General features: G+C 53.4%; 1 protein-coding gene. It reads left to right on the top strand.

What is annotated here, in order from left to right; all coding sequences use genetic code 11:
* Positions 1-110: 110 nt before the first annotated feature.
* Positions 111-17,027 carry a golvesin C-terminal-like domain-containing protein gene (locus tag Pan241w_RS08150; protein ID WP_145213589.1) on the top strand — a complete coding sequence of 5,639 codons (16,917 nt, stop codon included), beginning with the start codon at positions 111-113 and terminating at the stop codon, positions 17,025-17,027.
* The last annotated feature ends 19 nt before the right edge of the window (positions 17,028-17,046 follow it).

Here is a 17,046-nt window from a genome sequence, read left to right as displayed (position 1 = left end):
TGGAAAAATGTCCGCTACCTCATGCGTTCATTCCGTGATTTGTCTATACGAAACCTTCCACAATAATCCATCCCCTGAATCGTTTGAATTTCTTACGAAGGAATGACAGGATGCTACTGACCAACTGGCTCAACTCTCTTACTTCCCGCATCAAAAAACGCCCCGTCTTTCGATCCCGTGACCGCCGTGCCATCCGCCGACGCTGGCAGGCGATTGTCAAGAATCAGATCGCGACAACAGAAGCTTTGGAAGACCGAACGCTGCTGACGACATTCACAGTCGAGAATTTAGACGCCAGTGGTACCGGTTCACTGGCAGACGCGATTGATCAGGCCAATGCCAATGCAGGTTTAGATACGATTGTCTTTCAGACAGGTCTCGCAGGGACCATCAATGCCGGAGGTACTCTGGTGATTGAAGATGACATCATCATCAACGGTGACACTGACGGAGATACAAGCACGAAAGAAATTACTGTTACCGGAAATGACCTGTTTCGTGTGTTTATCGTCGACTATTCCGACGCCACTTTTTCAAACCTGAGAATTACCGATGGATCAGGTTTCATTGGTCATGATGACACTGAAGGTGGGGGAGGAATTCTTGCGGTAGGGAATACATTTCAACCAGTTCTTACTCTCCAGAATATGGAATTCACGGGAAACCAATCATTCAATGGGGGGGCGGTTCACGCGTTTGACACCAATTTACATGTCGAAGACAGCCTGTTTTCCGTAAATATTGCGTCAGGAACTCCTGGAATCGATTATTCAGCTGCCGGTGGTGCGATTGCAATCACTGACAGAAATGGTGCTGGATCAATGCATTCGATTGACCGCTCAACTTTTTCCAACAACCAAACAACTGAAGCGTCAGGCCTATATGGTGGAGGAGGGGCAATTGTTTTCAAGTCCGCAGGTGCTCAGTTCGATGTAACGGATAGTGTCTTTGACACAAATCAGAGTAATGGGCCAGAAGGAGGTGGTGCAATACTTGTTAATAATTCATCCCTCTTCCGGATTTACTCTTCATTATTTACAGGAAATCAAGTTTTAAGTTCAGCGAATGCAGATGTCAGTGGTGGCGCCCTCAAAACTTTTAATTCTAGAACCAGCGTGTATACCTCAACCTTTGTAAATAACACAGTCGCCAGTTCTGCTGGTAATGGTGGTGCGATTTCTATAGAAGATTCACCATCGGTAACATCAGGAATCTTCAACAGCACCTTCTCTGGAAATAGCGCTGATGCTGGCGGAGCCCTCGCTTTAGAGAATTCACGTGTCGTTTTGTTTGATTCTACCGTAACTGATAACTCTGCCGTACAAACGGGTGGAGTTTATCTTCTCACCAATCCGTTCGGATTGGGTAGTACACTCACTCTCCGTAACTCTATTTTGGATGGGAACAGTGATCATCAGATTGGCACAGATGGAGGGGTAAACCTTGATACATTTTCAGGAGGCCATAATCTGATAAATGGAACAGTAGAAAATGTTCCCAATGGTTTTGTGATCCAGTCGACTGATATTACCGGAACTCCTGCAAATCTTGCTCCTCTGGCCGCGAATGGACCGCTCGTTGGTGCTCCTGGTTCTCAATCTGCACTCCAGACTCGCGTTCCCCTGCCCGGTAGTCCCGCTATTGATAATGGTGATACCTCAAGTCTTGAAGATCAATTGGGGATTGCTCGCCCACAAGGATCAGCCCCAGACATTGGCGCCATTGAATTTGTGTTTAACGGCCCGGCTGTGGTCTACGTAGATGACAATTTCAGTAATCCAACTCCAGGTCAGGATCCAGACGCAGGAGGCCCCGCCACCGAGTTTGGCGTGGATGCCTTTGCCACGATTCAGGAAGCCATCGACAATGTTGCCGAAGGCGGCACAATTATTGTCGCCGCTGGAACATACACTCCCTCCGCAACGATCAATGTTACCAAAACAGTCACCATCCAAGGCCCTCAAGCCGGCGTTGATCCGCGTCCCGGCAGCAGTTCCCTGCGTGATGAAACCGATGATACTACTGAAGCCATTATTGACGGCGGCGGAACCCTCAGCCAGATCTTTTTGATTGATGCAGATAATGTGACACTGGACGGACTGGTCATTACCAACGGAACGGGAGACCTGGTACGCAGCAGTAACCCCGTAGACCAGGTCATTGTCCAAAACAATATCATTCACAACTCGTCAGGCGATGAAGGCATTCAGCTGAAACAGGCCTCCAACTCCACGATCCAGTACAATTATATCCATGATACAGCCGGGGACGGGGCGAATTATGATGGATCCTCAAACAGCAGTATCCGTTTTAATGAATTTGATCACATTTTCAGCACAAACGGTGCGATTTTTGTTGACGATTCAGAAGCAATTACCATTGAAGGTAACCTGCTCAATTTAGGGCATATGAACGCAAATGATGGAATCAAAGTCAACGATTTTTATGAAGACGCTCACTCAACCACATCCTATGTGATCAATAATATCATTATCGATTCGCTTCAGGACGGAATTACCATCGGACGTTCCAACGTGGTTGTCAGTGGAAACGATATCAGCGGCAGCAGCAGTAATAACGGCGTAATTTATGTCAGTGAAACCGTCGATAATATTCAGATCACGAATAACTCGATTCATGACAACTTAGCTGCCCAATCTGGCACAGATACCAACTATGCAATTCGCATCGGACGTACCTCGACCAATCCGCGCGTCCCCACCAATGTTGTGGTCCGCGACAATAGTATTGTGAATAACGAAGGACTGATTTTCTTCCAGCAGGATACACAACCCAACCTCGATGCACTCCGAAACTGGTGGGGCACGACCGATGCCACGGTCATCGCAGCCGGGATTGTTGGAGTGATGGACGGAGCCGGAATCACTAATGGAGGAATCGACTTCTCAACGATTCTCACCAGCGGTGCTGACGTATCTGGTGCAACTCCGGGGTTCCAGCCTGACACATCCAGCTTAAGCGTGCATGCACTGGGCAGTGATCCCGGCATGGGCTCACGCATTCAAAACGGCATTAACCTGGTGGATGCTTCCGGAACAGTCGAAGTTCAATCAGGAACTTATACAGAAAATGTGATCGTAAACCGTGGAATTACACTGAGCGGCACACCTGATATTCAGGGAACACTGACAGTCACCGATGGAGCGACATTGGCTCCCGGATTCAGCCCCGGAATCATTCACACAAATGGCCTCAATATTCAGGGAGATACGTTTGAGCTGAACAACATCAATCTGGGCAGCTTCACGCATCTCGATGTAGGTCCCAGCGAAGACCTGCGGTATGTAGAATCAGTCCAGGGCGAAAACATTCTCTTCTGGAGAGGTTCCACGGGAGAACTCCGTCGTGCCACTTATACCTGGAACGGAACAAATTTAGTCTTGGGCGCCATCACCAGTCCGACTGGCCTGACCTCAGGCGACCATGCCAGCATCCTCAACATGGGCGGCGGCGTGTTGGAAGGATATTTTCATACCGGCACAGGCCCCAGCGTCACCAGTCAGTATCACGCCATCAGTAATGACGGCGGACAGACCTGGATCAATGAGACATTAATCCCCTACCCCTTCCCGACTCCGGGAATCGGCTCCGATTCCGGTACCACCGGCGGCGGGGGGATCATTGAAATCAACGGCGAACGTCGCATCTACGCTCAAAACAACTTTGGTGATATTGTTCTCTGGACGACAGCCGCTGGTTCCAACGGCCCGCTGACCAATGTAGGTGCCCTCATCGATGGTTTAACCGGCGATTTCCAGAATCAATCTCCCAGTGGTGATGCGATTGGCCTTTCATCCGGGCAGACACTCTATCTCTATGTGGATGGTGAAGGTTCTGAAAGTACGTTGGGCGCCATTGGTGCATTGATCGTAGATCCTACCGGGTTGGTCATTACGAGCCAGATCGACAATTTCATCTCTGTAACCGATACGGCGTTGAGTACAGCTGGTTTGACGCGACTGGATGAAATGACCATCGGCGCCGTACAGATCGCAGGGAATATGATTACCGGTGTGCTGATGATCGATGGCGATAGTGTAGCCAATGGCAGCAACGAAGATCTGTTTTATGCTCCGATCACCATTAACACCAATTCCGTTCCAGCGGGAAGCCTGGATATTGAGATTAACGGAACGACTCCGGGAACCGAATTTGATCAGATTGATGTCACGGGAACTGTAACTATTGGTGCGGGAGCAACTTTAAATCTGATCGACGGCTATGATCCGGTTGCAGGCGAACAGTTTGTTTTGATCAACAATGACGGTATTGATCCTGTTGTCGGTACTTTCAGCGGATTGGATGAAGGCCATGAATTTTCCAATTTTCTCGGCGTCTCAGGACTCACCGCATTCCTGACTTACACAGGTGGTGACGGCAACGATGTCTCTATTGTCGTTCAAGATCCAACACCACAGATCACACTGCCCGTAAATGGAACAGCCAACAACTACACACTCAGCTTAGTGGGCCCGAATCTGGTTTTGACGGACGATGATTCCGGCATGACCATCGCTACAATTCCTTTACTTTCTCTGGGCGGCCCCTTAGTCATTGAAGGTGAACCCAATCAGGATGACACGCTCACGGTTGACCTGACCGGCATCGATGAGACCACGCCGCTTCAAATTATCTTTAACGGTGGAACCGGAGGGAATGACGAACTGGTTCTGAGTCGGACCGGTAGTTTGACTTCTGTAGAACATGTTTTGGTCGATGCCAGCTCAGGTAATATTATCATCAATGGGGCAGCGACTCCGATTATTTCCTATACCGGCCTGGAACCAATCACTGACAATCTGGACGTTGCAGATCGAGTATTTACTTTCACAGGAGCAGCAGAAACGATCACACTGTCTGATGATGGTGATCTGAATGATGGTGAGTCTTTCATTGACTCTTCACTGGCTGAGTCGATTACCTTTGTGAACGCCACAAACTCCTTGACGATCAATACCGAACTCGGTGGAGGCAGTGGCATCGACACCCTGAACGTGGAAGGCCTGGATGAGCAATTCAACGCGAATCTCACCATCAACGCGGGAGCAGACGATACCGTTTCCTTCCAGACAAATGCGACAGACATTGGATCAGGAAATCTGTTTGTTACCAGTGGAACCGTTGAACTGGATGTCGATATTCTTGCCGCCAGTATTTCCGGTGATGCTCCCACGGTTAATGTTCTTGGTTCCGCCGGTGGTGCTGAACTTCGCGATGCCCTCAATCTCGCTGGAATTGGCGGGACCATTAATGTCGCCGCGGGCATTTATCTGACAACTGGCACTCTGAACTTGAACCAGGCGGTTTCCATTGTTGGTGCCGGTAAAGAAGATGTCGAAATCCGCAAATCAGGCGCTCCGACAACCTATGATGAAGTGATCCATATTTCCGGCAATGACGTGTCGATCAGTGGCGCCCAGTTAGGTTGGGAAACGCACACGATGGCAACCGACTATCGTGGATATGTCGTTGTCACGACAGGCGACAATACGACTCTGAATAATCTGTTATTCAGTGACAACTATCGAAGTGCCGTCGTCTTTGAAAATGCCGACAATCTGGAAGTCTCCGATTCCATCTTTGAAGGCAAATTCGGACGTGCCGCCATCCGTGATGGAAACAGCGGCAGTGGTGAAAACTTCCTGATCACCCGTAATGAATTCCGTGCCGATCACTTCCGCTGGGGGCCGATCGCCATTGGTCCTCAGGGAACATTGGGCGATCCGAACAGCGAAGCCTTCAGTGGTGAAATTTCCTTCAACTACTTCGGAAACGGATTGGAAGCCGGTGCGTTCCAGGAACAGGGCGACCAGAATTACACCGTCACGATTACCAATCAGGGCATGACCGCCGATGGTGTCGACATCATTCACAACACGTTTGACTGGCAGGATTCTGCTACAATCAATGGAGATGGCAACTTTGCCCAGTCTGGTGGTATTTACTTTGATCCAAATCTCACCGTTCCCCCGGGATCGGTCAACATCACCGATAACATCTTTAACGGCTTCACATATGACGGACCTCAACCTTCCAATGATCCACTGTGGAATCCTGCTGGCGGTGTGTTTGGTGGGGCACTCGAATTTGATGGCGTCGATGACTTTGGTCTGTTCCAGGATCCTGCCTTTGATGTGGGAGCAGCCGGAACGCTCAACTTCTGGGTCAATATGCAGGACCAGAGCCGCCGCAATCAGTTCTTTGAAGGTCTGGACGATCTGGGTTTTGAGTTTCAGTATCGAACGAACAGCGGCGGGCAGTTCTTTGGCAGCCCGGGGCGCGGCGTTAACAATACCGGTGATAATGTTGTTATTCAAGATGGCAGCGCTGGTGGAACGGAAGGTGTCTGGCAGAATCTCCAATACACGTGGAATTTTAATGGCGGCGTGAATCCGGAAATGCACATCTATCTTGATGGCACGGAAGTTGGCTACCTCAGCACTACCTATGACGCAGATCTCAGCCAATGGGTTGAGATCATCAGCACTGTCAACCAGTTAGTCACCGTCGGCCGCGATGCCAGTGGAGATCGGCACTTCGATGGTCTGATGGATGATGTCGGCTGGTTTAACGCGGTCCTCAATCAGACTGACCGGGACATGATCAGAATGAATGGCGTCGCCACTCTTTCGGCGGATGCCCGGTTAATCGCGCACTGGGACTTCGACCAGGCGGCCGGCAATATTGCCGTTGATAATAAAAACGGCATCGAGATGTATATTTCGGCAAACGGGATCAGCCCGTTCGGTCCTGAGTTCCGACCCGGAATGGGACAATTCGGCGGTGCGTTGGAATTTGACGGCATCGATGATTTTGCCACATTCCAGGATCCCTCGTTCGATGTCGGCGCGCAAGGTACCTTGAGTTTCTGGGTCAACATGCAAGATACCGGGAAACGGAACCAGTTCTTTGAAGGTCCTGGAAATCAGGGTCTGGAATTCCAGTTCCGCCCAAACAGTGGAGGTCAGTTCTACGGAAGAGTCGCAAATGATGGCGACTTCGTGATTGAATCTGGTGGCAGTGCTGGCGTTGCTGGTACATGGACCAATATCCAATACACGTGGGATAACACCACCTCGGAAATGCGGATTTACATCGATGGAACGGAAGTCAGTGGCTATCTGCCCGGATTCACCCCCACAGACCTGTCCAGCTTCGACAGTATGCAATTCATCGATACGATCAATGGTCTGATGAATGTGGGTCGTGACCCCGGTGACAGTGGTCGCTACTTCGACGGTCTGATGGACGACATCGCCTGGTTCGATGTAGTACTCAATCCGGCAGAACGCGCTGAAATCATCGGAACCAGTGTTGGAACCTCATTCCTGAATGGAGATCCACGCCTGGTCGCTTACTGGAATCTGGACGATGCCCCCGGCACCACAGTCGCAACCGGTGATGGTGGAACAAACATTGACCTGAATATTCAGGCTGAACCTCCCCTGCCCCCCATTGAAGGGTTCGGAGTCCTCGCTCCTGCCAACGCAACCGTGACCTACAACGTCTTCCACGACAACGATCTGAATTCCAATCTGCCTTTGGACCCAACCAATATCCTCGGCGATCCGTTGTTTGCTTACGAAAGCGATCCGAATTATGCACCTACTGACCCAGATTCTCTGGCAGAACAGTTTGCCATCGGCTTTGGTTCGACAGCCGCGTTCAGTTCATCCGAACACGCCGTTGATGCAAACACGATGACGCCACACATCGGTGCCTTCCAGGATCTCTCCCTCTTCGGGGCGGGTGACATTGTGATTGATGGATCAGGTGAAGACGATCTGCTCGAAATCACCTTTATCGATGCCAATACTGCGACGTTTGTCCTCACCACTGATGTCGGCGGAATGGGAGAAACTGTGACTGGCCCCGTGATGTTAACCAACATCACATCCCTCACCTTCAACGGCCTGGAGGGAGATGATATTCTGCGAATCACCAACCCGATGGGCGGTCTGCTCGATCCGGTGGATGGTCTCACCTTCAACGGAGGGACCGGAGGCGAAGATGGCGCCGGCGATACCCTGGAAATCCTCGGCGGAACGGCAACTACCGTAGAACATCGTTTTGTCAACGATAGTGATGGCAGTGTCTTCTTTAATGGTGAAGGCACCGCAACGATAACCTACACCGGCCTGGAACCGGTACTCGATACGATCATGGCAACCGATCGTATCTTCACTTTTACCGGAGCAGGCGAAACCATCACCTTGTCCGATGATGGTGATGCCGGCGATGGGGAATCTCAGATTGATTCCACTCTCGGAGAATTAGTCATCTTCACTCATCCGACCGGAACACTGACGATCAATACCGAAGCTAGTGGCGGCAGCGGCATTGATGCGATCAATATCGAAGGTCTGGATAGCACTTTTGATGCAGACCTGACCATCAATGCCAAAGTTGGTGACACAACCACTTTCCAGGCCAACGCCACCGACATTGGCTCAGGCGATCTGACCGTACGCAGGGGAAGCGTGATCTTTGATCAAGATGTCACTACTACCGGCAACGCGGTCATCAATGCCACCGGCGGTTCGATCACCGATGGTGGATCAAGTGCCACTGATGAATTGACGGCAGCGACCGCAGTTTTAAGGGCAACATTTTACGTAGGTGGAATCGGCGATGCGTTGGACATCAACGTCAATAATTTGGAAGCCGATGTAGACGGATTCATCTGGATCAACAGCACCGGCGTTACACCACTGACCATCGGTGGCATTGGTCCCGTTTTCGGTCTTAAGGCAGTACATGGAATTGACCTCTTTGTCACTGGTCAGTTATTGATCCATGAAGAAATTGAAAATATTTATAACCTCATCTCCATTGAATCTGCTGATTCGATTACTCAGATAGGAACCGTGAATGCGCCCAACGGAAATATCAAAATCACTGCTAGTGGAGATATTCTCCTGGCCTCTTTAGTTGCTTTACCAGGTACGATCGATGTGCTTTCTACCACAGGAGCGATTCTGGATAACAACGGTGCTAATTTCAATACAGCCTCCACCAACGCACGATTCCGTGGCAATATGGGAGTCGGCACCAACGCGGATCGTCTGGAGACCTTCGCAGGAACCATAGTCGGTGGAAGTACCGCTGGTGGTTTTCATATTTATAATGATTCAGATGTCAATCTCGGTGGTGGTTCTTTTGGCGGTGGAATTACGGCAGCCGGCGAAATCTCAGTGATCTCTATGTTTGGTATCGATGTTGAGGATACGGTGGAGTCTACCGGGGCTTCCATCACTCTTACTTCGCTTAACAATCTGAATGTCAACACCACCGTGCAGACCAACGGAGGTGAGATTAACCTGTTCGCTGAGAACAATCTGATTCTCAATGCTGCTGCAGTCGTTGATACCACTTCGGCGGCAGCAGTGACACTCATCGCTGATACTGACTTGAGCGGCGACGGAGCTTTCACCCAGGCTGACGGTGCAGGTCTGGTGAACGCTCAAGGAGGCACGCTTTTTGTGAGTGCCACTGATAACGTTCTGATTTCCGATCTGCAAAGTGCCGGTGGTACGGTGATCGTTGAATCAACCAACGGAGCCATCCTGGATAACACATTAGGAGAAACAACCCTGATCACGGCAAGTCAGGCAGCCCTTGTAGCTCAAGGCGGCATTGGAACTCCGACCATGGATGCAGACATCGATACCGCCATCAGCACACTCAGTGCCTTGACCATTAACAATGATGTCGTGGTCAGCAACACAGGTGCTCTGATTATTGGCGATGTCCTGATGTTGAACGGAGTCACTTCAGATAATGGAAATGTAACCGTTTCCGCCGCCAGTCCGCTGACCGTTAACAACGACGTGACCGCGGCTGGCACCGTCACGCTGACCTCAACCGATGGTGCCGGTCCCGGAGATAATTTGACGATCTACGCCGGCGTCACGGTCGAATCAACGGGCGCGGATGTAGTACTGAACTCAGGCGATAACTTCCTGCTCGCTCTGACGGGCGAAGTCATCGCTGATACGACCATTACGATCAACGTCGATCCGATTACCAACGGAGCCGGAGCGATCGTGGATCTGCTGGGGAACGTCGATGCCACCCTGACCACGATCAACGGCGGCGACGACACCGACACGTTCAACATTCTGCCGACGGGCGATTCGCCAATCACCATCAATGGAGGTGATCCCACATTGCCGGGACCGGGCGACGTCCTCAACATGGACTTCAGCGGCTTAACCAATCCGCCGGTACTGACGCTGGGTATGGATGCCGGTTCGGGAGAATTCAGCTTCCTGGCACCCGATCTGCAACTGCCGGTAACCTACAGCAGCATCGAAAACGTCACCACCAGCACGGGGGCTTACCACCTGGTGCTGGACATGTTCGCCTCCGGTTTCCAGGACGGGGTCGCTGATGACATCAATGTGGCTCTGGATGCAACGGGCACCGATCTGCAAATCGCCATTAACCCCAGTATCTTCTTCACCGGGGCGATTGCTGATATCCTCTCCTTCACCGTCCTGGGGTCCAGTGACAGCGATGCGCTCCATGTCAACGAAACGACTGGTGGACTGCCCTTCTTTGCCACAGCCGCGCCGGCCGTCGGCTTTTCCAGCGGTTCGCACCTGAACGCCGCCGCCGACTTCTACCTGGAAGATGTCTTTAACCCCAATACCTACGATGTCAACGATATCACGTTCCATTTTGATGGTGGCGGAGGCATGAACGACGCATTTCGTCTCATTACCTCAATCAACACCTATGATGTCGGTTACTTCTCGGACATGGACGATGCCCTGGGGAGCGGTAATATCGTTGCCGCGCAGTCAGGGAACACCGATATTGACTTCGGATTCTCGTTTGCCCGTCTGAGAGGACTCGACTTCCTCACTTATTCAGGTGGTGAACTCCATGTCGATGCCAGTGATACCCCCATGACCAACCAGATTGTGATTGACTCCCCCTCTTTGCTCAGCAGCTATACTGAGATCATGGGTAACGGGGGATTCACCAATGTGGTGTTTGATGGATATCAGGATCTGGTAGTCGTCTCCGGCCCCGGAAGCGACACGATTGATCTGATCGCTGTGGGACCGGGGAGCAACCTCAATAGCATTGTAATCGATGCCGACGACGTGTTCGGCACCAACGCAGCCGACAACGATGTGATCCGCGTGCATTCGGCTCCGCTGGGCGTACTCAACATCGACATCCTGGCGGCCGCCGGCGATGACGTGATCAATGTCTTTGATGCCGGCAATACCGTCGACAACATCAATGCTCAGATCATGATTGACGGCGAAGGGGGCGACGACACGCTGATCCTCATCGATTCCGGCGATCTGACTGGTGACACGTTCGAAGTCACTTCGACCACCGTCGAAGGCCTGACCAGTGCCGTGGGCACCGATATCACGTATATGGCAATCGATAACCTGAACGTCACGGGGACCGACGGCAATGATGACATCAGTGTGAACCTGACGACTCAGGAAGACCTGAATAACGTCACGATCAACGGCTTTAACGGCGACGATGACTTCTCCCTGCAGAACGGCAGCACGCCCATGGGCGTGGACACCCGCCTGAACGGGGATGCCGGCAATGATGAATTCTTCTTCCTGCCTGGCAGCATTCTGCGAGGCTTCATCGACGGGGGCGGCGACGTCGATACCATCGACTACACCACCTATGCCGCCGTGGTGCACATTGCCCTCTCCGGTCTGGGAACCATCGACGGCTTCCAGGGCCGCGAAAACAACGGCAGCATCCTGGGTACCGGCATCGGCAGCCTGGGCTTCGATAACATCGACGATCTCTTGGGAACCGCCGGCGGGGATACGCTGGAAGGTCCCGATCTGAATAACTACTGGGGTATCACCTCGACGGATACCGGCTTCATTATCGCCGACCGTCCCAACCTGATGAGCGGTCGTCCGACCACGGGCGGTGACGCCACGGCCACACCACCGGAACAGTTCCTGAGCTTCCTCGACTTCGAAAACCTGATCGGGGGCAACCTGGATGACCGCTTCGACCTGAGTGACGGAGCGGGCCTCACCGGCACCCTGAACGGGGATCTGGGGAACGACAGCCTCGATTACCGGGATTACACCACAGGCGTGAACGTCGACCTGTTTGCCGGAACCGCGACCAACATTGGTGGTGGCCTGGCTCTGGGCACCGGCGGCGGCGACGATGACAACAGCATCGAAAACGTCTTCGGTGGTGACGGCAACGACAATATCACCGGCGACAACGATGACAACATTCTGGGTGACGGCTTCGGCAACGACAACCTGGACGGCGGCGGCAATGGCGTCGGCAGCGAAAACGGCGGCAACGACGTGTTCCTGATGGAACCAGGGGCCGGCGGCAGTGCCGACGTGATCACCGATATCCACGGCAACGACACGATCGACTTCCGCTTCGCCAGCCAGGGCATCGTGTTTGATGCCGATATCATCAACATGCCTCAAGATGTCTTCGGCGGCAACACGGTCGAACTGCGACAGATTCAGCCACAGCAGCCGGATACGAACCCCAGCTTCATGGAAAACGTGGTCGGTAGTGAGTTCAACGACCTGATCTTCATCGATCCACTTTCCCAGGACGGTAACTTCCCGATCGACGGACCACCGGTCCTGCGTTCGGCCGACGGCCGCGGGGGCCTGGATACGCTGGACTTCGACGCCAAGGGACAGTCCGTGATCGACACCGGCTTCTCCCTGACGGCGGACGGCGTGGGTACCGTGCAGTATCTGAACTTCGAAAATGTGCGTCCATTTGAAGACAGTCCCGGCTTCATCGTGGACAACGGCGATGTCGGCTTCACGCTCACCGGAGACTGGGCTTTCCATCCGAATGGAACGGCCGCCATTACCAATGGGACTGGTTTCGAAGACGACATTCATTCGGTCCACGGAAACACGCCGACCGGAACGGGGCCTGCTCAGGCCTTCTGGGAATTCTTCGGCCTGACACCGGGAGAATACCGGGTCTCCGTGACCTGGCCAGTTTCGGACAATCCTCAATCAGTCGGGCTCGTCGCCACCGATACTCCGTTTACGGTCTTTGACGGGGCTCAGTCCGATGTGGGCACCATTGCTGCGACTCCGCTGGCAACCGTTGATCTGAATCAGCAGTTACTGCCCGATGACTTCAGTGCCGATGGCGCTATCTGGGAAGATCTGGGGACGTTTACGATCAGCACCCGGTCCCTGACCGTCATGTTGACCAACCTGGCCGATGGCAATGTGATCGCCGATGCGATCCGCATCGAACGGGTTTCTGCAGGTCCGGAAATCGAACTGACGGATGTGACCGACGTACTGGCACCACCGGCGGTGGTCGTTGACGGACATCCCGGCGGTATTCAGTTCGGTGATACCGAACTGTTGACTCCCGCCGTGCGAACCTTTGAAATCACCAATAACGGTTCCGCGGTCCTGAATATCAGCAATATCACAATTCCAGCTGGTTATACGACCGACCTGACCCCTCAGGCCGTTGGCATTGGGGCCACGATCCAGTTTACGATTACGATGGACGCTTCCAGCTTCGGAGACCGCTCCGGCATCTTCTCATTCGAAACCGATGATGTCGACGAAGCGACCTTCAACATTCTGCTGGATGGCCGTGTTTCCAACGTGGTGATCATCGATGACGGCGATGCGGAATTTTCCGCAACGGCCGGTTTTCAAAATTTCCCGGACGGAACCAACCTGGGTGACGATGGTTACCAAGCGGATTCGACGGCAGCGATTCCAAATCAGCCCGGCGCCACGACTCAACCTGGTGCAGAAACCGCAACCTGGACCTTTACCGATCTGGCCGATGGCAATTACCGGGTTTCGACCACCTGGGCTCCCTATTTCAACCGCGTCGATGACGCGCCGTTCTCTCTGGATGGCGGATCGGGCGTGGTGACGGTCGATGTCAACCAGCAGGTTACCCCGTCCAGCTTTACGGAAGACGGAACTGCCTGGTTTGATTTGAACGCATCGTACCTTGTTGTTGGTGGGGTACTGACGGTCACGCTGACCAACGACGCCAACAACAATCCGCGTGACTTCTACCATATGTCCGACCTGTCTTACGGCGTGATTGCCGATGCGATCCGCATTGAATATCTGCCAGAGCCCGATCTGCAGGTCACCGTGGATATGGGCACGGTTGTCGAAGACGATACCGGCAATGTTGACTTCGGCAGCACGCTGCCCGGAGTACCGGTCAGCAAGACTTTTACCGTGACCAATCTGTCTTCGATGGACGTCGATGTCACCGGCCTGGTCGAATTTCCTGCCGGCTTCAGCATTGATCCCGCTTCGCCGTTTGGAACCGATACAATGCCGGTTACGATTGCCGGCGGTGGTTCCGTTACCTTTACGATCCAGTTTGACGGGGGGACCAGCGGTTCTACCTTTGGTCAGATTTCGTTTACAACGGGCGACGAAGATGAGAATCCTTATAACTTCACTGTGAGTGGAACAGCGGGGCCGGCCACCGTCGGCATCACGGACTCCGATTTCTCTACCACGGGAACCTGGAACGATTATACCCCCCGGGGCATTGGCGATCCCGAATTCCTGTATGCCGGCGTGGCAGATGTGGGCGGCAGTGGTGCCAACAGTGCCACCTGGAGCTTTGATGTGGAACCAGGCCGTTATCAGGTGGTTGCTAACTGGTACGTCCACCCGAATCTCGCTCCCTACGGCGGGGCCGCTGCTAGCAACGCTCCCTATACGATCTATGACGATCTGTCTCCTGTGACGACCGTACTGGTGAGTCATCAGACCAACCCCAATGATTTCCTGGATGATGGCACGCTCTGGGAATATATTGGTAATCCGGTTGCGATCACAGGGAACACCCTGAGTGTGCAGCTGACCGACAATGCCGATGGGATTGTTTTCGCCGATGAAATCCGCATCTATCGCGTGGTCGATCCTGTGATCAGCGTGGAAGTTGACGGGGGAGTCGTCGAAGATGGCGGCACCGTTGATTTCGAAGAGACCATCGTCGGGGCTCCTGTCATCAAGACCTTCACTGTGACCAACTATGGTGAACGGAATATGGCACTGGGAACGCTGAACCTGCCAGCAGGATTCAGCCTCCTTAGTGGCTTTGGGAATGACAATCTGTCACCTGGGTCTTCCACCACATTTACCGTACAGATGGATGCTGCAGTCGCCGGTCCCTTTGGCGGCATGATTTCCTTCGGCGCTGATTCGTTTGATGCAAATCCCTTCAACTTCAGTGTGACGGGATCGGCACAAAACTCGATGATTGTGGACAATGGAGACCTGAATTACAGCAACAGTGGTCCCTGGGAAACCGTTTCTATCAATTACGATTCCTCGTTCTATACCTACTTCCAGCGGGATCAGGATATCCTGCGTGGTGGCGATCTGCTGGGCAGCAACACCGCGACCTGGACCTTCGACAATCTGGGAGCCGGCACCTATCAGGTATCGACTCACTGGTTCCAGCACAGCAGTCTGGCACCGGATGCCCAGATCACGATCTCCGGAATTGAAGGGGGACCGATTACGGTCAGCCTGGACCAGCGGTATGCTCCCAATGATTTCACTGCCGATGGTACGACCTGGGAAGAACTGGGGAACTTCCAGGTGGCAGCAGGAGCCACGTTGACGGTGACGATTACCGACGACGGTGCCAATGGTGATGTCGTCGCCGATGCGATGCGACTGGAACTGATTCCCATCGGCCTGCGAAGCCCGGAAATCGAAGTGCAGGCAGACGCCGTTGATCTGGTCAGCGGCGTCGGCAGTGTCGACTTGGGCACAGCCAGCTTTGCGGAATCCCTGTTCCAGACCTTCACGATTACGAATTCAGGCACCGACACGCTGAACCTGGGAGCGATCTCCACTCCGGCGAACTTCAGTGTCTTCTCGGGGCCGGGAACGGTGGCGCTGGCCGCCGGCCAATCGACGACGTTTGTGCTGGAATTCAACAGCACGGGAATGTCTGGTGTCTCCGCCGGCGTGGTTTCGATTGCCAACGATGATACCGACGAGAATCCCTTCACGATCAATGTATCGGCTACGATGACGACGGTGCAGATTGTCGACAACGGGGACGCCGATTACAGCAGTGTGGGCCCCTGGCAGGCAAAGGGCGGTGCGAGTCTGTTCTACTACGAATCTGATGCGCAGCAGTTGAATCTGGGCGATAACGGTACGGCAACCTGGAACTTCAACGGTCTGGCCGCCGGGACGTATACCGTGTCTACTACCTGGTACCAGCATTCGAGCCTTCGGGCCAGCAATGCAGAATATAACATTGGCACCGGGCCGATCGTGGTCAATCAGCGACTGAAAGCGGACGACTTCTATTCCGAAGGCAAGTACTGGGAAATCCTGGGCACCATCGCTGTCGGAGCCGGTGGAACGATCACGGTGACACTGAGTGACAATGTGGCCGACGGTTCGATCATCGCGGACGCCGTTCGCATCGAACGGACCGGACCGCTGGTAGCCGCCGCCGGTGTAAGCAGCACGCCTGCTGACTCGATCACCCAGGCCGATCTGGACGCTGTGCGGAATGCCGCGTTGACCTACTGGAGTGCCACAGGGTTGACGGCGGAAGAACTGGATCGTCTGCAGTCGGTAAGCTTTGTGTTGGCAGATCTGCCGGATGCGATGCTCGGTGGTGCGAACAGCAGCACGATCCTGATCGACGTGAATGCCGCCGGCTATGGCTGGTTCGTAGACGACAGCCCGTTTGACAACAGCGAATTCACGCTGGATGCAGACGGCAACCTGGTCGCCGACGAAGCGAGTGCAGCCTTCGGTCGCATGGATCTGTTGACGGTCGTGATGCACGAACTGGGGCACGTCCTGGGTTATGACGATCTGGACGCTGATGAAGCGGGCAACGACCTGATGAGTGAATCGCTGAACGATTCACAGCGGCGTCTGCCTGTGATCGACGATGCAGACGCATCCGATCTCGATGACTTCTTCAGCGCTATCGCCGGCGGTGACAACCCGCTGTTGAACTAACAGCAGACACTGCTGCCAA

The organism is Gimesia alba (assembly GCF_007744675.1).
Taxonomy (GTDB): domain Bacteria; phylum Planctomycetota; class Planctomycetia; order Planctomycetales; family Planctomycetaceae; genus Gimesia; species Gimesia alba.
The sequence above is the reverse complement of the archived record's forward strand: the minus strand, read 5'-3'. Positions and strand labels throughout refer to the sequence as shown.